The organism is uncultured Streptomyces sp. (genome assembly GCF_947488945.1).
Taxonomy (GTDB): domain Bacteria; phylum Actinomycetota; class Actinomycetes; order Streptomycetales; family Streptomycetaceae; genus Streptomyces.
Genome location: NZ_CANLBS010000010.1, coordinates 52558 through 70646 on the forward strand (window position 1 = coordinate 52558; position 18089 = coordinate 70646).

Genomic DNA, 18089 nt, shown 5'->3' on the forward strand with positions numbered 1-18089 from the left:
TCAGTGGTGCCTCTCCAGGGTGAGGACGGCTTCGGTGATGACGCTCATGCGGTGGGAGACGATGCGGGATCTACGCAAGAGCCGCCAGGACCTCAGCCGCGCCATGCGTCGTTCGACGGGTGCCCGGGCCGTGCGTCTGCTGTGCGGCGCGACGAGCAAGTGACCGGCGATTCGGCGGCGGATGTCGTCTGACGTCGTGCCGGTCGCGGGACCGGCTCGTCAGGGGCGGTGGGCGTCAGCCCGCGATCAAGATCCCTCCCGCCACGGCCGCAGCGACCCCCACGAGAAGGGCCCCGACCGCGAACGCGATCTCGCCGACGTGGGAGCGGTGTTCGGCGGCGAGGTCTGTGGTGAAGACGACCGGGTTGTCGGGGTGGTAGTGGATCGTGAGGTCCCGGCCGCGCGAACGGGCGGGATCGCTCAGCCCTACGGTGCGGTAGGCGATGACGGCGGTGCCGTCGTGGGTGGTGAAGGCGACGACCGGGGTGTGGCTGGTGGCGGTTTCGCCGTCCTCGTCGACGGTGACGTCCTTCAGTACGGCGATGACGCGGCCCGGGACCGGGGCGCCGGAGGCGAGGCCCTCGATCCGTAGACGTGAATCGCGTACGGCCCCGGGCAGGTAGGTCGCGCCCAGCAGTGTCCAGGGCACGCCGAAGCCGATGAGGGCCCACGGCCAGCCCCAGTCGATCGAGGCGACGACGACCCATCCGACGTAGATGAGGAAGACCGCGAAGTTGGGCCGGCCGAGGCCGCTCCGGCCGGCGTCCGGGTCGGTGGTGAAGCGGTAGGCGTGCGGGCGGCCGGGAGGGTAGCGGATGCCGATCTCCCGGCCCGTCCAGGCCGTGCTGATTCGGTCGCCGCACTCGCCGTCGTTGGTGACGGTGAACTCCTGCCCGGTGGCGGGATCGCGGAAGGTGACGACTACGGCGATCCCGTCGCGTCCCGAGCTCCCGTGCCGGGGCTCCGTGACCCGTTCGATCCGGCCCATGACGCGGACCGCCCGCTGGCCGCGGGTCACCCCGGCCAGCGACCGTCCGTATCCGACGAGCGCGACGGCGCCGAGGACGATGCACCACAACGCCAGATATCCATGCCGGCCCATCCATGCTCCTCCTGGTCCTCATAGCCTGCCCCGCCCGGCTCACCCGTTCCCCTCGGGCGCCCGTCCCGTCCGTCTGTCAGCGCGCCGGGACGCGCCGCACGATCTCGCCGTGGCCGTTCGCCTCCAACGAGGCGGCGCCGTCGGCGCCCGCCACCCCGACTCTGAGGGTGAGGGCGCCGGACAGGCTCTCGGCGGTGAGCTGCCAGGTCTGCGGGGAGTGGACGCCGAGAGTGGCTCTGGCCTCCCGGACGAGGGCGGGGATGCGCGGGTAGGGCAGCGCGTCCAGGTCGAAGCCGGGTGCCTGCGAGCCCGCAGGAGTGAAGACGACGGTGAGCAGGCGGTCCTGCACGACGACGGTGAGGGCCTGGCGCTCTCCGTCGTCGCCCTCGGCGAGCGAATCGACCGCCGAACGCAGCCGGCCCTCGTCGAACAGCGACTGCCCGGGGCCGAGGGCGACGGTGCCGGACGCGGCCGAGACGATCGTGGTGGACGGGGCGCCGGGGTCGGCGGGCCCACCGGCCGAGGGGGGCCGGTCGGTAAGGTCTTCCGGGCCGAAGAGGTCGGCCCGGAAGAAGAAGACCACGCCGGCCGCGCCGAGCAGCAGGGCGAGGAGGGTGAGGTAGCCGCCGACGGTGCTGTCCGGGGGCCGCTCGTCGGTCAGGGCCGGGCCGGGTGCTGAATCGATGCGGGCCGCGCTCGCGCGGTCCTCCCATTCCGGTGTCGGGCGCTTCACCAGCTTCACCGCCCACGGCTGGTGCGGTGGGTACCGGACGACGACGATGCCGCCTGGTTCGTAGTCGGGCAGGTCGACGAGATTGACGGACTGGGTGGACTCGACGCGGTACGCCGGTCCGCCGTCCGGTGCGACGGTGAGGTCGAAGCGGACGGGCACGTCGCTGGTCTCCCCGCCGGTGGCACGCAGACTCTCGATCTTGGCAAGCGTGGTACGGGGGACGATGGCCGCCTCGCGTGCGCGCTCGGGCGCCCCAGCGGCGAGGACCAGCAGTCCGTAGGCGATGGGGACGGCCAAGCCGCCGACCAGCAGGGGAACGCGTTCGAGGACAGTGCCGACGACGAGTGCGGCGAGCGAGCTCCCGATCACCGCGCCCGTGAGGATCCCGCGGGCGAGGTCGAGGAGGGTGCGGCGCGTCGGCAGTGCGCTCGCAGGGGCCGGCGTGATCCTCATACCGGGATTGTGGCGGCCCGGGCCGCGGCCCGGTAGGCGTCCGGCCGCCTTTCTTCCCCCCAACGGCGTTTCCAGGACCGCATGTTGTCACCTCCCAGGCATCGCGGGCAGGTGGCCGATCACGATGACCGTTCCGGGCACCGGGAAACCGCGACTACGCGGCCACGCCGATGAGCGCGTCCCCGAGTCGGCCCCGGGTCGGCCGCAGCCGCTCGACACCCCGGTCGACGAGTTGAGCGAAACGCTCCTCGCCGTCGGTGGCCACTCCGAAAACGCTCAGTAGTCGAGATCGAGATAATCAATGTCGTTGATCTCTACGTCCGAAAGCCCCATGGCGCGGCCGCCGCCGTCCTGGAAATAGACTTCTTTCAGTCCGTCGGCGATGATTCCGCGCATCTGCTGGTCGTTGGCTCCGGTGTCGCGGGCGTCGAAGAGACGCTGCGCGTACGCGGGGGGCAGGTGCACGGTGAGACGCCGGAAACGGCCGTCGTCGGTCGTGCCGACCGCTGCGGAGTATCCGAACCGGGCTCGCGTCTCCACGGTGATGCCGGTGGTGGCGGCGGCCTGCTTCTGCCGGCGCTTGCGGACCTGGGGCTGCCACCGCTGCCGTACGGCGTTGTCGATCTTCGCGGCGACGTCGGCGCGGGCGTGCTTGCGGGCACCGCGCCGGTAGCGGTTCACGGAGTCGGCGGTGACCCCGAGTTCCGCCGCCACGGCCTTCGCGCTGCCGAACTGCTTGAGCAGGTAGCCGATCTGAGCCTTCAACGTTTTGGGCGGCTGCCGGGTGAACGCTTCGCGGCCGGCCCGCTCGATGGCGTCCTCGATCTCCCCCACGGCTCTACTCCCCTTCGTCCACGACGGCGTCGCCGCCCTTGATGTGGCGGGCCGGGTTCAGGCCCTTCTCCATCAGGTCGACCGCCCACAGCATCGACTGGACGCCCTCCAGCTTCGCCAGGCCCGGCGAGGGCCCGAGCCGGAAGCCGCCGGGCTGCGGCTTGCCGGACGCGGCGTACGGGAGGAAGTCGAGCGGGCTGTCGCCGGGGCTGGGGTAGACGACGCAGTCGGAGAGCACGGCAAGTGGGTACAGGCCGGTCATCTTGACCATGTTGTTGAGTTTGCGGTGCATGTTGACCCGCGCCTTGGAGATGACGGCGGCGCGGATGTCGGGGCGCCACGTCGGCCGGGCGAGGGCCGGCCACGGTTCGCCCTCCTTGTACGCCTTGCCTTGCGGGCGCTCGCGGAGCTTTCCGACGCCGCCCTTGACCGTGGCCTTGATCGCGGACAGGACGGCGGCCATCGCCGGGTCGTTCTGCTTGTGCTGCTCCATCGCCGTCAGGAACTCGGTGTCGGTGAGGTCTTTGGTGACGCCGAGGTCGGCGAGGGTGTCGATGTAGGCGGTCTTGAGGCGGTCGTGCCACGGGTCCAGATAGGCACCGGTCTCCCGGCGCAGGTACGCCTCGATCGGGTGGACGTTGTGGCCGAGCTCCTGGGCGTAGGCGACGGTGTGCGTCTCGTACCAGGCCGGTCCCGTCGGGCGGGTGCCGTCCGGCGTGAACGGGGACGGCAGGCGCGGGTCGACGTCGATGTGGGAGAGGTCAACCAGCCAGGATCCGGGAATCTTCGGGTTGAACGCCGGGGCGTGGAAGTGGTCCGGGGCCGAGAGGCCGACGACCAGACGGGCCGCTGCCGCGAGGAACGCCGTGTTCAGGTCCAGACCGACCGCGAAGGGCAGGGTGCACTCCTCGTCGGACAGCAGGTCGACGTCGCGCACCCACTGGTAGGCCTCCTCGTTCAGGAAGCCGCCCGTCCAGCCGCTGTTGACGACGACGGGGTGTTCGGGGGTGGCCTCCGGCGGAGCCGGGTCCATCGGCTGGGAGCCCAGGCTGCCGGGGTTGTGGCCGGAGACCCAGTTGCCGTTCTCGCGGTCCTGGACGGCGCGGGTCGGCGGACGCATGGCGGTCATCAGCTCAAGGCCGGACACGGCGGTGGAGCCGCGCGGGGTGATGACACGCTGGGCGTAGACGCCGAGGACGCGGGCGATCTCGGCCGGCTCCATCTCCGTGACGCCGGGCCAGGAACGGGCATCGAGGGCGTCCCAGGAAAGGATCGCAAGCTGCACGCACTGGCGCTGTCCGGCGGTCGCCTTACGGTAGATACGCGCCCATGGGCCGAACCCGCGCTGGGTGAGTTGCCACTTCGCCTTCACGACCTGCTTGACCGCGGGGTGGTCCTCCGGCAGGCGCAAGGAGCGGCGCTGCTCGTGGCCCTCCAGGCGCTCGGGCAGCCCGAGCTTCACGGCGGCAGCCGCGGTGAGCACGATCAGCGGGTCGCCGTCCTTGCCGTTGCGGTGGAGGCGGGGCGAGCCGAGACCGGACTCCTTGAGCGTCCACTCCACCAGTTGCGGCACGGTGGCCGCCGGGCAGTCCAGGACGATCCCGTTCACGCCGTACGCGCAACCGTCGCCATCGAGGACGGCGAGCGGACCGTGCGGGAATCGCGGATCCAGCGCCGTCGCCTTCACGGCCGTCGTCGCGGCCTTCTTCTCGGCCGGTCGCCGCGACGCCGCCCGGCGCGTGACCGGACGGGCGGGCGCGGCGGCGGGGGCCGGGGCGGCCTTGTCGCCGGCCCCGGCCGCGGCGGGACCGGCGAAGGCGTCCGGCACCGGGGCCGGCTGCGGCACGGCGGCCGGCTGCGGCACGGCGGCCGGCTGCGGCACGGCGGTCGGGACGGTGGGAGCGGCATGGGCGGGGTACTTCGCGGCCCAGCCGTTCAGCAGCCGCTGGTACGCCTCCAGCCGCGGCGACTTCGGTTCGGAGCGGCCGTTCTCGTAGTTCTTCACCGTCTGCACGGTCGACTTCAACGCGGCCGCGAGACGTGCCTGGGTGATACCGGCAGCCTCCCGCAGCCGAGCACGCTCCGCCGGAGGCGGGAGCTGCGGCTCCTCCTCCAACAGGGCGTCGATGTTCGCGAACAGCTCTTCCTGCGATGCCATGGGGTCTACCTCCACCCGAACACTAGCAATTTTTACCCTGCTTTTTAGCCCTTCTCTTTAACTCGACTGGATCAACTGTCTGTCGCTGCGGGCAACCGGAACCCGAAGACCTGCAACCAAGTCGATCTCTCGCAGGGAAGGTTGAGCGTTGTCATCGAAGGTTGGTGACCGCTAGGTTTTTCTCACTGAAGGTTGAGTGATCGTTGAGGGCTGGCTGTCCGGGGAGACGGTGGGGAACCGGTACGCGCGTACGGCGGACCCGTGCTCAGCGCCCGTGAGGGGGACTCTGATGGGCTCGTTCGACGTGCCGTTGGATGACGAACGCACCCAGCTCGATGCGTTCGTCGAGGAGTATCGGAACGCTCTTGAGGTAAGCCTCGTCGGCCTCACCGAGGAGCAGAACCGCCGCCGACTCGTCTCGTCGGCGACCACCTTGCTCGGGCTGCTCAAGCACGTCACGTGGATGCAGCGGGTGTGGTTCGAGGAGTGCGTCGGCGGCACATCACGTCAGGAGCTCGGCATGGTTCAGAGCCCGGACGAGTCCTTCCGGCTCGCCGCGGACGACACCGTCGCCTCCGTCACGGCAGCCCACCGGGAGGCCTGCGCGACGGCCCGGGCTGTGGTGGCCGACCTGCCGCTGGACACCGTCGTGACCGGTCACCGTGCCGGGCCGCGCACGCTGCGCTGGGTGTATCTGCAAGTCCTACGCGAGCTGGCCCACCACTGCGGGCACGCCGACATCCTGCGCGAGCAGCTACGTGCCGCCGACTGAGTTCTGAGACTGGCCCCCTGCACAAGGAGGAGCGGCTCTGTCAGCAGTCCACGAACGACGATGCCCAAGAGCAGTCACTCGACCTTCTACGAGAATCGCTCAACCTTCGTTGCGGGAGGTCACATGTCCTGCGGCAGCGAGCCTTGACGGTGTGCCACCGAACTCCGGGGGACGCGAGTGTGTGTTCTTGGATCTTGATCACCACGGGTCGGAGGCCCGCGCCAGGGCTCCCGGCACGGCTGGGCGACGGTCCGTATCATCCCGGGGTGACCTCGCCTCTCATATCGTTCCGGCACCGCCCGCTCGCCACCTTCGGCACCGCCGCCGGCCTGTGCCTGCTCGCTTGGTGGGCCGTACAGCCCGTCGGCGGCGACTGCCCCGACGAAGGCCTGACCCTGTCCTCCGACCCGTACGGGTCCACTTACAACCCTGCCAACGACAAGGGGCAGGGCGACGTCGAGTACGAGGGCCGGTACGTGCCGCTCGAGGGCCGAGACCCCAGTCCCGGCGCGAGCGCTGACGCCGCCATCGGCTCGGGCGACCACGACCGGTGCGGGACGCAGACCCAGCACCCGCGCCTTTTCGGCTGGCTCGGCCTGTAGAGCGCCGCTCACATGGCCCTGCGGCCCAGGGCTGTTCCGAAAGCCTCTCGGGCGATCTCAGCGGAAGCGATGTGGACATGTCCGGGGCGAGCGCTGCGGTCTGGGCACGTTCTTGCTCGGAGCTACCCATCAAGGTTCGTTGGCAAACGGTCAAGGTTCGATGACACGGGACACCAGCCACCTCGCCTCCGAGACCGTCCCACCCTCACCCGCGTCCGTAGGGGCGCGGGCGGGGCGAGCAAGGCGGTGCGGGGCCCGTCATCCGGCGTTGCGCGGCAGGACGGCGGTGGGCGGCGGGGCTGACGAGGGGGTGCTGGTGCGTCGGCCGGGGTGCGCCGGCGGATGCCGGTGTCCGGCTGCTCAGGCCGCGGCGGTCGGGTCCGCGGGTGCGGTGGTGCGGCGGTGTTCGGCGTTGATCCGCTGGGCTTCTTCGAGCTGGTCCTCAAGGATGATGATGCGGCAGGCGGCCTCGATAGGGGTACCCCGGTCGACGAGTTCGCGGGCGCGGGCGGCGATGCGCAGCTGGTAGCGGGAGTAGCGGCGGTGTCCGCCCGGGGAGCGTAGCGGGGTGATGAGGCGGGCCTCGCCGAGCGTGCGGAGGAAGCTCGGGGTGGTGCCGATCATGTCGGCGGCCCGGCCCATGGTGTAGGCGGGGTAGTCGTCGTCATCGAGCCGGGCGTGCGGGGTGTCTGCGGTCATCGGCACCTTCCTGTGGTGGGACGCGTGGAGGGGCCCTGGTGCCGTGCGGCACCAGGGCCCCGAAGGAACTGCTACACCATCCGCCGGGCCCTGTGCGGGGCCGGGCTTCGTGTTCCGCATTCACCCACGGGGGGACGGGGGTGTGTGCGGGGATCGCGGTTGCTTGACCGGAGACCACCTCACTGTCGATGTCCTGCGGTACCCGGACCTTGCTGGTGCGTCCGGGCGATCCTGATGGCGCCTCAACTCCTCCGTTCTTCCCTCTGTGTTCGATCTCTTACCGGTACTGCTGGTACTGCGGACTGCTGGTGACCTGAGCCGAGCGTCACCCTTCCCGGCAGCCAGCCCCGTCGCCCGCCTTGCACAACGCTCTTGGCTTGGAACCCCACTGCCGGACCTCCCGGTGCGCGCGCCCGCAGCCGACGCCTTCACCGGGATACCACCTCTACTGCGCCGCGGTCCTGCTGGTGGCGGCCCCTGATCACCGCGGGCCACCCGGTCCAGTCGCCAGTCCCGTCACCGTCCTGCACCTGCTCATGGCTCCGGAACTCCACCACCGCACCGTCCTGCGCACTGCAACTACCGGTACTGCTGCCCGGCAGTTCGTCCCTGCCGGGCCCTGCTGTCTCTCTGGGCTACGACAGGAAACATACCCACACGATCAGCCAATGTCTACTCCCGCCAATGCAGATTTTCACGATCTTGAAGGTGAGGTACGGTCCGCGAACATCGCCCGGTACGGGCTCCTGACCGGACACGGCCGCAGGGCGGCACCGCGCTCAGGGGCCGCAGGACCGGGTATCGGTGCCCCTGACCAGCAGCATGGCGACGCGAGGACACCGTCACGGACGGGGCAGGCCCACCCGTGACCGCTCCCACAGTTGCTCGTTTCCTACCCGTACCGGCGGCCGGAGCCGCAGAGGCCGACGAACGTGGACAGGACAGCGAAGCCGATGAGCGTGGACAGGACAGCCTGCCCCGGACAACCACCCGCGACGCCCGGACCGGGAGCACTCACCCACTCCCGCGCCCTGCGGTTCTGGCTGGACCCGGCCAATCTCGCGGCCCGACTCGCCCAGGCGGGCCCGGTCGTGCGGACCAGGACCGGCCCGGCGACCGCCTTCCAGGTCAATGACCCGGCGCTGCTGCGCAAGGTCGGCACGGACGAGGACACCTTCGGGTTCTGGGGCCCGGACCCGAGCCTGCGTGACTTCAACGGGGACGGGGTGGTCGGCATCGAGGGCGCGGCCCATCGGAAGCGGCGCGCCGTGATGAGGCCCGCGTTCGCCGCGTCCCGGCTCACCGCTTTCGGGCCCAGCGTCCAGGCCGTCACCCAACGGCTGCTCGCCGACCTGCCGACGGACCGACCGCTCGACATGCGGGTGGAGATGAGCCGGCTCGCCTGCGGTCTGGTCGTCAGCTGTGTTCTCAACAGCGAGCTCACTCCCGGCACCCTGTCCAGGATCGCGGCGGCCCGCGCCACCCTGTCCGGGGGCACGTTCTGGCGTTACGCCCTCGCACCCTGGCCCTGGGTGCCGGTGCCCCGGCGCCGCGCCTGCCGCCGCGCGCTGGCCGAACTGGACGAAGCCGTCTCCCAGGTGCGAGCCCGTCACCGGCCCGACCCGGACGGCCAGGACCTGGTGTCCTTGCTCGAAGCCGCCGCCCCCGGGAACCCCCACGTGGTGCAGCGCGACGTTCGCGCCCTGCTGATCGCCGGCATGGAGACCAGCGCCTCCACCCTCGCCTGGGCCTGCTACGAACTGGGCCGCCACCCGCACTACCAGCAAGCGCTCCAGGACGAAGCCGACGCCGCGCCCGACTCGAACCGCCTCCACGCACACCAGCTCCCGCTCGCGACCGCCTTCGTCCAGGAAGTCACCCGCCTCCACGGCATCCCGTTCCTGGTCCGCCGCACCCGCCACCGGACCTGCCTGGGCGGTGTGCGGATCCCGGCCGGATCCGTGGTCACCCTGCCCCTGGGCGCCCTGCGCCGCGACAGGAACCGCTACCCCGACCCGGACGTGTTCGACCCGCGGCGCTGGCTCTCCCGCGCCGAGCCGGCACCGGCCCCCGGTGCCCTGCTCGCCTACGGCCTGGGCCCCCGGTACTGCCCCGGTGCCGCCGCGGCCGATGCCATGCTGCCCGTCGCCCTGGCGACCCTGGCCGGCTCGCGCACGCTGCGCCCGGCGCGGCCGGGCCGCAAGATCGGCGTGAGCCTGGAACTCACCCCGACGCCCAAGGGACTGTCCATGTACGCCACACCGCCACGGGGGGATACCCGGAGGCCTCACACGCCGAGCCGCCCGTCGCCCGCCGTCTGAGCGTGCTCGCCGCCTTGTGCTCGATCATCGCCGGGCCGGTTGCACTCCCCCGGCCCGAGCCCGAGGCCCGGGTCGATGCCGCCCGAGTGCCGGCCTCCGTACGCGCAGCGCGGGTGCCTCGTCGGTTCCCCGGTCGCCGCTCCGGACGCGGTGCCGGTGCCGCCATCCCCTCCACCCGACCGGCCGACCGCCGGGGCGACGGGGTGGCGGGGTGACGTGGTGTCCCCGTGCGGGGCCGGTCGCACAGCGTCCGGCCCCGCACGGGACGGGAGTGTCAGCGCTTCATGAGGGCGAAGACTCCCCAGCCGAGGTACTCACGGCCGCAGCGCGCGTAGCGGGCGGGCTCGGAGGTGAGTTCCTCCCGTACGACGGGGGCGAGTTCGTCGTCCGGGTTCCGGTCCAGCCAGCGGTGCATGCTGAGCCACTGGGCCGCGGCGTAGCGGTCCCAGCTGTCCTGGTCGGCGAGCATCATCTCCACGACGTCGTAACCGAGGTGCTGGAACTGCCCGATCAGCTCCGGGAGTAGCAGGAAATCGGCGACGGAGGTGGCGTGGCACGCCTTGGCGGTCTCCTCGTCGGGCGGGGTCTGCCGCCAGAACGGCTCGCCGACCAGCATCAGTCCTCCGGGGCGGAGGCTGCGGTCGAGGAGTTCGGCCGTTCCGGCGACGCCGTTGCCGATCCAGGTGGCACCGACGCAGGCGGCCAGGTCGACCGGCTGCTCCGCGACATGGCCGGCGGCGTCACCGTGGACGAACTCGACCCGGTCGGCGACGCCGAGTTCGGCGGCGCGGGCCCTTGCCTGCTGGGTGAAGAGCGTGCTGATGTCGACCCCGGTGCCGGTGAAGCCCAGGTCGCGCGCCCAGGTGCACAGCATCTCGCCGGAGCCGCTAGCCAGGTCGAGCACCCGCGTCCCGGCGGGAAGGCGCAGTGATGCGCCCAGGGCGGCGAGCTTGTCCGGTGTGAGCGGGTTGTGGATCCGGTGGCCGCTCTCGCGGATGGTGAAGATGCGGGGAAGGTCCATGACCAGATTCCTTTCCGTCATGCCTTGAAGTTCGGGGACTGCTTGAGGGCGCGCACGTGGCGTGCGATCTGTTTCCTCGGCCTTTCCAGCTCCGCGCGCAGCCGCGCGTCGGTGCGGGAGGCTGCGTGGGCGTTCTCGCGCTGGAGCCGGTGGTAGCTGTCGAGGCGCCGCCGGGTGAGCCGGCCGTCCTCCACGGCGGCCAGCACCGCGCAGTCCGGCTCGCCGGTGTGGGCGCAGTCGGTGAAGCGGCAGCCGTCCGCCCACTCGGTGATCTCGGCGAAGGTCTGCTCCAGACCCTCGCCGGCATCGGGCAGGCCCACGCCGCGCAGGCCCGGGGTGTCCAGCAGAACCCCGCCGTGGGGCAACGGCAGCAGTTCCCGCCATGCAGTGGTGTGCCGGCCCTTGCCGTCGCTGCCGCGCACCGTGCCGGTGGCCAGGAGGTCTTCGCCCAGCAGGCGGTTGCCGAGGGTGGACTTGCCCGCGCCCGAGGGACCGAGCAGGACGACCGTGCCGGACAGGACGGCGGTCAGGACGTCCACGCCCTCGCCGGTGGCGGCGCTGGTAACCAGTACCTCCACCCCCGGGGCGACCTCGGACACCTCGGCCGCCGCCGAGGTGGGGTCGGCGCACCGGTCGGCCTTGGTGAGCACCACCACAGGGGTGGCGCCGCTCTCCCAGGCCAGGGTGAGCATCCGCTCGATCCGTCCGTGCTTGAGCGGATCGGCGAGGGACACGGTCACCGCCACGGTGTCGACGTTCGCGGCCAGTGCCTGGGCCCGTGGGGTACGCGAGGCGGTGGAGCGGATCACGGCGGTCCGGCGCTCCAGCACCTCCGCCACGGTGGCGGAGGCCGCCGGGCCGGAGGGCCGCAGGGCCACCCAGTCGCCGGTGCACGGCGTCGGCCGGTCACCGGCGCCCGAGGGGGGTACGAGCACCGCGCGGACGGGGCCGGTTTCGGCGACGACGTCGCACCGGCCGCGTTCGGCCCGCACCACGCGGCCCGGAACCAGTCCGTCCGCCCGCAGCGGGGCGAACGCACGCTCGCGTTCGCCGTCCCAGCCGTAGTCGGCGGGAGTCAGGACGTGCGCGAAGGAGGAGAAAGCAGGTGGGTGTGAAGTGGGTTGATGAAACAAGGTGGAGACCCTTGATCGGGGGCCTCGCCGGACGACAGGCGTGCCGGGAACACTCCTACGAAGGAGGAAGGCAGGCGAAGGTCAGGACGAGGCCCGGGAGGTGAGGATGATCCGGGCGCCGCACACGGCAGGCGTCTCCACGACAGTCATCAACACACCTCCTTGGATCTCCATGAGCGGACCGGTCTCCGCTGCGGCGCCGACGATAGCACCCTCGGGGCGCCGGCACTCCTGCATAAAACGCTCAGGACGCGGATCACCACCGGCACCCCGCGCGGGGGACGCGCCTGGTCGGCTCCGAGGGTGCGGGAGGTGAAGAGGCCGGCGCGGCTCTCGGGGGCCTGTGGCCGCCGCAGGACTCCGGAGGACTCCGGCCGGCGCCCTGCCGCGCAGGTCGGGCTCGGCACGGCTCGTATCCTCGGCCCATGTCAGGCACCCCCCGGCACGGTCCGGGCCACGTCACGCTCCGTCAGATCCTCGCCCATGACGAAGACGGCGTCCTGCGCGTCCTGATCGCTCCCGCCGGGCAGGATGTTGCGGTCCACGGCGTACTCATCGGCGACGAAGGGGCGGCACGTCCGCACGAGGGGCACGTCGTGCTGGCGACGGGACTCCCGCCGGACCTGACCGCCGCCGACGGCTTCGTGCGGGAGGCCGCTCGCCGGGGCGCCGCGGCGGTGGTACTCCGGGAGGCCGCGTCCGTACCGGACCCGGCCCTGGCCGCCGCCGAGGAGTGCGGCGTCGCCCTGCTCGTCCGCGCCGCGTGGGCGGACTGGGGCGACACCTTCGCGCTGCTGCGCTCCGCCACGGCCTTCGCCTCGGCCGGTCACGGCGACGGCGTGACGGATTCAGGGGCCGGAGGGCTGGCCGCTCTCGCGACGGAGACCGCCCGGTCCTGCCGCGGCTCCATCACCGTGGAGGACACCCAGTTCCGCGTCCTCGCCCACTCCGCGACGGGCCCGGACGCGGACGGTGTGCGCCGCACGACCATTCTGAACGGCCGGGTCCCCGAGGGGCGCGTCGCCGAACTGCGCCGCAGCGGTCTGCTGCGCGCGCTGTGGACCTCACCCGACGTCATCCACCGGGCGGCCGACGGTGAGAACCCCGAACGGTTGGTCGTCGCCGTGCGCAGCGGCGGCGAGATGCTGGGCTCGCTCTGGGCGGCCGCCGACGGACAGCGGCTTTCGCCCGAGGCACCGCAGGTGCTGCGCCGGGCCGCCGTTCTCGCCGTGCCGCACCTGCTGCGCCACCGGTTGCGCGAGAGCGGAACGGTGCGGCGCGAGGCGTACGCGCTGCGCGGTCTGCTGCACGGCGAAGGTGACCGGCGGGCCCACCTGTGGTCGCTGGGGCTGCCACCGGATGCGCCGTGTGCCGTCGTCGTCGCCGTGCGCGGCGACGCCGAGGAGGCGGGGGCGGGGTCGGGGTCGGCCGATCGCACGCTGGAGGCGCTCGCCGTCCAGGCGACCGCCTCGCGGCCGGCCGCCCGGGTCCTGCGCGAGCAGGACCGGCTGACGGTGCTGCTGCCCTTGACCGGCGACGGTGAAGGACGTGAGGCGACCGTCCTCGCCCGTGAGCTGGACTCGTTGGCGACCAGCGTCCCGGAGGCGGTGCCGGTGTGGATCGGCGCGGGACCGGCCGTCCCCTCGGGACTCGACGCGGCGTCGTCCCACACGAAAGCTCTGCTGGTCGTACGCGCCCTGCGCGAGCGGGAGGCGAGGGGGCGTGACGCGCGCCCCGTACGGTACGGCGCTCCCGCAGACGTGGGGGCGACGATCGACGTCCTGCTCATGCTCGACGCGGTACGCCCCGTGTGGGAGGCGGGCAACGGTCGCGTGCACGATCTGATCAGCGCGGACCTCGCGGCGGGCGGGGAACTGGTGCGTTCGCTGGCCGCCTATCTGGAAGCCGCGGGCGACGTCCCGCGGGCGGCCAAGCGCCTGGTCCTGCACCCGAACACGCTCCGGTACCGGCTGCGGCGGGTGCGCGAACGCTTCGGCGTCGACCTCGACGACCCGGACACACGGCTCGTCCTGGCGCTCGCGGTCCGATTGACCGGGGTAGTTTGAGGGGGTTCCGGATGGTCTTCGTCCGTGCGGCCAAAAGACCGGACCCGTTTTGTTCCGGACGACGGAGACGAGTGGGGGGCGGGCGGCCCAGTCTTTCACCATCCCGCCGCGGTGCTCGCGCGTCCGTGGCACAGCCGCACCAGAAAGTCCCGCCATGACGTCTGAAAGCGACCTCTCCCCGCGACCGTCCCCGGTCGGGTCCACCCCTCCCCCGGCGCCGCACGTCGTCGCGGTGGTGCGCCGGGCCGTCGCCACCGGACTCGTCTCCGAGGAGCAACCGGTCGCGGGCTTCCTCGACGTCGACGGAATCCGGTCCTCCGTCACGGACCTGCACGCCGCCTTCGCGCACGCTCCCGACGTGCTGCACACGTTCGCGGTGAAGGCCGCGTCCCTGGTCCCCGTGCTCCGGCTGCTCGGCACGCTCGGTATGGGCTGCGAGGTGGCGAGCCCTGGGGAGCTGCGGATCGCCCTCGACGCAGGGGTCGCGCCCGCACGCATCGTCCTGGACTCGCCCGCCAAGTCCCGGCAGGAGATCCGCGAGGCGCTCACCCTCGGAGTGGCGGTGAACGCCGACAACCTGGACGAGCTCGACCGTATCGCCGCACTCAGGCCGGCGCACAGCACTTCGGTGGTGGGACTGCGGGTCAACCCGCAGGTCGGCGGAGGTTCCATCGGGGCGATGAGCACCGCCACCGCGACGTCGAAGTTCGGAGTGGCACTGCGCGACCCAGGCGCGCGTGAGCGAGTGGTCCGCGCCTTCGCCGAGCACCCGTGGCTGACCCGGCTCCACGCGCACGTCGGTTCCCAGGGGTGTCCTCTGGAGCTCATCGCCGAAGGTGTCGCCGAGACGTACGGACTGGCCGAGGAGATCAACCGCACGTTGGGCCGACAGCAGGTCACGAGTCTCGACATCGGTGGCGGACTGCCCGTCAACTTCGAGGACGACGGGATCCGGCCGACCTTCGCCGCGTACACCGAGGCACTCACCCGGGCCGTCCCGGACCTGTTCGACGGCCGTTACGGGCTCGTCACGGAGTTCGGCCGTTCCCTGCTCGCCAAGAACGGTTTCATCGCGGCGCGCGTGGAGTACGTGAAGGACGCCGGCGGCAGGCGCATCGCCGTCACCCACGCGGGAGCGCAGACGGCCACCCGCACGGTCCTGATGCCCGAGGCGTGGCCGCTGAGGATCGGCGCACTCGACGGCGGGGGCAACCCACTGACCCGGGCAGCGATGCCCCAGGACGTCGCCGGCCCCTGCTGCTTCGCCGGGGACGTCGTCGCCCGCGGACGCGAACTGCCCGAGCTGAGCGAGGGCGACCTCGTCGTGCTGTACGACACCGGGGCCTACTACTTCTCGACGCACTGGGCGTACAACAGCCTGCCGAGGCCCGCGGTCCACGGCTTCACCACCGGGTCCGACGCCGGAGTCCGACTGGTCACGGTCCGCGCACCTCAGACGCTCGACGAACTCGCCGCCGAGAGCGGTCTCGCCCACGCCGACGCGCTGGTCACGGCGGGGGCCCCGGCCGAACGCTGAGGCCCGGCGCGGCCCGTCCGAGGCCGCTCCGTCCCCGGTGAATCCCGAAGTCGTCCCTACGCCCGTCCCATCAGGCGCAGCGGCCGGGCCCGGGTGACGGGTACCGGGGAGAAGCCGCTCGCGGCGGGTTCCGCGGAGGCCGACCGGCCGGAAACGATGACCTGGCGGGTCCTGTCCAACGAGACGACCGGAACGGCCGGCCGACTCGTCCTCGGACCACCCGTCGCCGACGGTGCCAGCCCCCGGCTTCAGCGGTCCTCGTGAACCATGTACCCGATCGCGACGAGACCGAGGCTCAGAGCGAGGTGCGACGGCGAATGCGTGTACATGGTGAGCGCGAGGGAAAGCGCTCCCGCGCCCCACACCCTGGGGCGTTCCACCGCGCGCCGCAGTCGTTTCCCGGGAACCCGTCCGAGCGCGATCGCGCGTATCCCCACGGTGGCCAGGAAGACCTGGAGGGCGAGAGCGGCGAGGACCGCGCCCAGGAGGAGTGGTCCGAACAGCATGTCGATACTCTCCAAAGTGCTGGCGTCCGCGCGCACGTCCCACCCCGTCAAGTGCGGCGGCCCGCGCCGACAGTCCTCCTGCCGCCGACAGGCCCGGCCGGGCGCACCCCATGCCTCCCCGCACGCCTCCCCCCGCCGCCCGACGTCGCCGACCATATGTTGAACACGTTCAAATGCCAACCCCGGATCTCGCTGCCGCACCGAGCCGCCGCGAACCGGCTGGGACCGGCGCCTCGGGGAACCAGCGCGGGCGGGCCCCGGCGACTCCTGGGAACACTGCCCCGCCCCCGGTGCGCGCCTGGTCAGGCCGAGGTGGTGGGGAACTGCCGGCGGCGCGGGGCGAGGAGTGTCGTCGCCGCGATGCCGACGGTGAACAGGAACAGCGAAGCGGCTGCGGCGGGCGGGGAGTTCGCCGGATGCAGCGGCCAGGTCCACGGGTAGGGACGTCCGCCTGGGCCGAGGCCGACGAGTGCGCAGAGGACGGGCACGAGGGCGATGGCGAGAGGGCCGTACAGGTGGCCGGCTAGATACTGGACGAGGAGGCCGGTGCCCAGGTACCCGAGGAGGTTCCTTGCCGCGGCGAGCGGTGCGGCGGTGTCGGTCGCGTAGGCGGCGGCGAGTCCGAGGGCGGTGGCCAGAAGGCCGGTTGCGGCCAGGGTGGCTGCCCGGTACTGGGCTACGGGGCGGACCGCGGTGGTGTCGTAGACCGGGGGCGCCCGGTTCAGGGCGTAGAGGGTGAGCGCCGCCGGGACGGCGGGGAGCACGAGGGGGACGGGAAGGGTCGCGCTCGCCCCGGCGAGGAGCGAGGGGATCGGCACGCTGGAGCCTGCGAGGAGCGGGACGAGCAGCATGGTGACGGTGAGGACTGCTGCCGTGAGGGGTGTGGTGTGTGCGCGGTGCCACCAGTTCATTGTGCGACCGCCCTGGTGTAGGAGGCGGGGTCGAGATCGGGAAGGACGGCGCAGTCGTGGACGGAGCGCGTGTTGCGTTCGTACCAGGCGTGCTGGGCTTGTGCGGGGAGGGCGCGGATGCGTTCGGCGAGGTTGATCGCTTCGATGGGCCAGCGCTGTGCGAGGTCGCTCTTGGGGACGCCGCCGGTGAGGGCGAGCCAGGCGTAGAGGGCGACCGCGGCTTCGTCGCCGGGGTAGGCGGCGCCCTGGCGCAGGGCGCAGGCGGGCATCTCATGGGGCAGTGGGCTGGTGGCGACGTTCGAGGCGACGTGGGCCTTGTCGGGCCGGGGGTCGCCGAACTCCACCCGCCGCGCCGGGGTGACGCCGACGGTTGCCAGGCGGGCGGTGGTCTCGTCGGCCCAGTGGGCGATGTCCGCCCTGTGGACGTTCTGCTCCGGCCACAGGCAGATCTGCGGCGTCTGCCCGGCGCAGGTGCGCAGCGTCGTGTCGCGGGCATGGGTGCCCTGGAAGCCGAGCGGTACGGCCAGGTGAAGCGCGACCGCGGTGGTCGCGGTGAACACGGTCAGGGAGATGAGGCGGCGGTAGTTGCGCAGGGCCGAGGCGAGGACGACGGCTGTGACGACGGCGAGGGAGAAGGTGAGGGTGGCGGCCAGGCTGCGGACGGACGGCTCCTGATCGAGGCCGCAGCACTCGGTGACGCCCTGTCCGTTCAGGTGGCGCAGCCAGGGCAGGGCGCCGATCGCGGCCGGCCAGAACCCCCAGAGGTATCCGAAGATCAGCATGGTGGCTGCGCCGATGAGCCGGGGCATGCGGGCGCCGACGAACCAGCCCAGAACGATGTGGGCCAGGACCACGCTGTAGGAGACGGCGAGGATGGCCGGGTTCGGGAGGCCGGACGGGGACGGCACCGAGGCCAGGACGACCAGGAACGGTGCGGCCATCGCGGTCAGGCCGAGCAAGGCCAGGGGGCCGAGGTGCACAAGGACCACGCTCGATGCTCTGCGGGCCGGGGCCAGCGCGGAGATGCCGCCCTGCTCGATCCGGGCTGATTCCCAGGCGGCTCCCGCGCCGCACGCGGCGCTGATGAAGCCGACGACGATCGTGGTCCGGGAGCTGATGGAGGGCCAGTAGGCGATGGTCGAGGCGGTGTTCCGGGAGCTGAACCACACCAGCACGGGAACCAGGATCAGGGCGGTCCACGCGGCGGGACCCGAGCGCAGGAGTGTCGCAAGGCGCATGGT

At 72.1% G+C, this 18089-nt stretch carries 15 protein-coding genes and 1 pseudogene; 5 read left to right on the top strand and 11 right to left on the bottom strand.

Translation table 11 applies throughout. The features are described from left to right. From Q0994_RS17780 to Q0994_RS17800, 5 genes and pseudogenes are all read right to left on the bottom strand, one after another. A pseudogene (locus tag Q0994_RS17780) lies at positions 1-129 on the bottom strand (IS5/IS1182 family transposase); the annotation flags it as partial. A gap of 106 nt (positions 130-235) precedes the next feature. Continuing rightward, positions 236-1102, bottom strand: a complete 867-nt coding sequence (locus Q0994_RS17785; protein ID WP_299535821.1) for a DUF3592 domain-containing protein — start codon at positions 1100-1102, stop codon at positions 236-238. A 76-nt stretch (positions 1103-1178) separates the two neighbouring features. Then, positions 1179-2288: a hypothetical protein gene (locus Q0994_RS17790; RefSeq protein ID WP_299535824.1), complete on the bottom strand. Its 1110-nt coding sequence runs from the start codon at positions 2286-2288 to the stop codon at positions 1179-1181. Between the two features lie 276 nt (positions 2289-2564). Continuing rightward, positions 2565-3122: a telomere-protecting terminal protein Tpg gene (locus tag Q0994_RS17795; protein ID WP_299535826.1), complete on the bottom strand. Its 558-nt coding sequence runs from the start codon at positions 3120-3122 to the stop codon at positions 2565-2567. Positions 3123-3126: 4 nt separating this feature from the next. Further along, positions 3127-5280, bottom strand: a complete 2154-nt coding sequence (locus Q0994_RS17800; protein WP_299535828.1) for a telomere-associated protein Tap — start codon at positions 5278-5280, stop codon at positions 3127-3129. 289 nt (positions 5281-5569) lie between these two features. On the opposite strand from Q0994_RS17800, the gene Q0994_RS17805 reads away from it, so the two are divergent. Both Q0994_RS17805 and Q0994_RS17810 read left to right on the top strand, forming a co-directional pair. Next, positions 5570-6052 carry a DinB family protein gene (locus Q0994_RS17805; protein ID WP_299535830.1) on the top strand — a complete coding sequence of 161 codons (483 nt, stop codon included), beginning with the start codon at positions 5570-5572 and terminating at the stop codon, positions 6050-6052. Positions 6053-6318: 266 nt separating this feature from the next. Further along, positions 6319-6654, top strand: a complete 336-nt coding sequence (locus Q0994_RS17810) for a hypothetical protein (protein ID WP_299535832.1) — start codon at positions 6319-6321, stop codon at positions 6652-6654. 360 nt (positions 6655-7014) lie between these two features. Here Q0994_RS17810 and Q0994_RS17815 read toward each other — a convergent pair whose 3' ends face one another. Next, the gene (locus Q0994_RS17815) at positions 7015-7353 is read right to left on the bottom strand and encodes a MerR family transcriptional regulator (protein ID WP_299535834.1); all 339 of its coding nucleotides are present in this window, start codon (positions 7351-7353) and stop codon (positions 7015-7017) included. Positions 7354-8306: 953 nt separating this feature from the next. On the opposite strand from Q0994_RS17815, the gene Q0994_RS17820 reads away from it, so the two are divergent. Continuing rightward, positions 8307-9674, top strand: coding sequence for a cytochrome P450 (locus tag Q0994_RS17820; protein ID WP_299535836.1), 1368 nt, complete (start codon positions 8307-8309; stop codon positions 9672-9674). Positions 9675-9948: 274 nt separating this feature from the next. Here the strand turns inward: Q0994_RS17820 and Q0994_RS17825 are convergent, their stop codons facing one another. Both Q0994_RS17825 and rsgA read right to left on the bottom strand, forming a co-directional pair. Continuing rightward, the gene (locus Q0994_RS17825) at positions 9949-10695 is read right to left on the bottom strand and encodes a cyclopropane-fatty-acyl-phospholipid synthase family protein (RefSeq protein WP_299535838.1); all 747 of its coding nucleotides are present in this window, start codon (positions 10693-10695) and stop codon (positions 9949-9951) included. Positions 10696-10712: 17 nt separating this feature from the next. Beyond that, entirely contained in the window at positions 10713-11828 is a 1116-nt protein-coding gene (gene rsgA / locus Q0994_RS17830; RefSeq protein ID WP_299535840.1) for a ribosome small subunit-dependent GTPase A, read from the bottom strand. Between the two features lie 425 nt (positions 11829-12253). Here rsgA and Q0994_RS17835 point away from each other — a divergent pair, with 425 nt between their 5' ends. Both Q0994_RS17835 and Q0994_RS17840 read left to right on the top strand, forming a co-directional pair. Beyond that, entirely contained in the window at positions 12254-13894 is a 1641-nt protein-coding gene (locus Q0994_RS17835; protein ID WP_299535842.1) for a CdaR family transcriptional regulator, read from the top strand. 154 nt (positions 13895-14048) lie between these two features. Then, on the top strand, positions 14049-15431 hold the full coding sequence (locus tag Q0994_RS17840) for a diaminopimelate decarboxylase (RefSeq protein ID WP_299535844.1): 1383 nt from the start codon (positions 14049-14051) through the stop codon (positions 15429-15431). A gap of 248 nt (positions 15432-15679) precedes the next feature. Here Q0994_RS17840 and Q0994_RS17845 read toward each other — a convergent pair whose 3' ends face one another. The 3 genes from Q0994_RS17845 to Q0994_RS17855 form a co-directional block, all read right to left on the bottom strand. Beyond that, the gene (locus tag Q0994_RS17845; RefSeq protein WP_299535846.1) at positions 15680-15937 is read right to left on the bottom strand and encodes a hypothetical protein; all 258 of its coding nucleotides are present in this window, start codon (positions 15935-15937) and stop codon (positions 15680-15682) included. A gap of 302 nt (positions 15938-16239) precedes the next feature. Continuing rightward, a complete protein-coding gene (locus Q0994_RS17850; protein ID WP_299535848.1) occupies positions 16240-16848 on the bottom strand; it encodes a hypothetical protein in 609 nt (202 codons plus the stop codon). Then, on the bottom strand, positions 16845-18086 hold the full coding sequence (locus Q0994_RS17855) for a hypothetical protein (RefSeq protein ID WP_299535852.1): 1242 nt from the start codon (positions 18084-18086) through the stop codon (positions 16845-16847). The genes Q0994_RS17850 and Q0994_RS17855 overlap by 4 nt, the downstream gene beginning before the upstream one ends. Positions 18087-18089 lie beyond the last annotated feature (3 nt).

Coding starts and splice junctions, on each gene's coding strand:
- Q0994_RS17785 (WP_299535821.1), bottom strand. CDS start 1,102: ATGGGCCGGCATGGATATCTGGCGTTGTGGTGCATCGTCCTCGGCGCC.
- Q0994_RS17790 (WP_299535824.1), bottom strand. CDS start 2,288: ATGAGGATCACGCCGGCCCCTGCGAGCGCACTGCCGACGCGCCGCACC.
- Q0994_RS17800 (WP_299535828.1), bottom strand. CDS start 5,280: ATGGCATCGCAGGAAGAGCTGTTCGCGAACATCGACGCCCTGTTGGAG.
- Q0994_RS17805 (WP_299535830.1), top strand. CDS start 5,570: ATGGGCTCGTTCGACGTGCCGTTGGATGACGAACGCACCCAGCTCGAT.
- Q0994_RS17815 (WP_299535834.1), bottom strand. CDS start 7,353: ATGACCGCAGACACCCCGCACGCCCGGCTCGATGACGACGACTACCCC.
- Q0994_RS17820 (WP_299535836.1), top strand. CDS start 8,307: ATGAGCGTGGACAGGACAGCCTGCCCCGGACAACCACCCGCGACGCCC.
- Q0994_RS17825 (WP_299535838.1), bottom strand. CDS start 10,695: ATGGACCTTCCCCGCATCTTCACCATCCGCGAGAGCGGCCACCGGATC.
- Q0994_RS17835 (WP_299535842.1), top strand. CDS start 12,254: ATGTCAGGCACCCCCCGGCACGGTCCGGGCCACGTCACGCTCCGTCAG.
- Q0994_RS17840 (WP_299535844.1), top strand. CDS start 14,049: ATGACGTCTGAAAGCGACCTCTCCCCGCGACCGTCCCCGGTCGGGTCC.
- Q0994_RS17845 (WP_299535846.1), bottom strand. CDS start 15,937: ATGCTGTTCGGACCACTCCTCCTGGGCGCGGTCCTCGCCGCTCTCGCC.
- Q0994_RS17850 (WP_299535848.1), bottom strand. CDS start 16,848: ATGAACTGGTGGCACCGCGCACACACCACACCCCTCACGGCAGCAGTC.
- Q0994_RS17855 (WP_299535852.1), bottom strand. CDS start 18,086: ATGCGCCTTGCGACACTCCTGCGCTCGGGTCCCGCCGCGTGGACCGCC.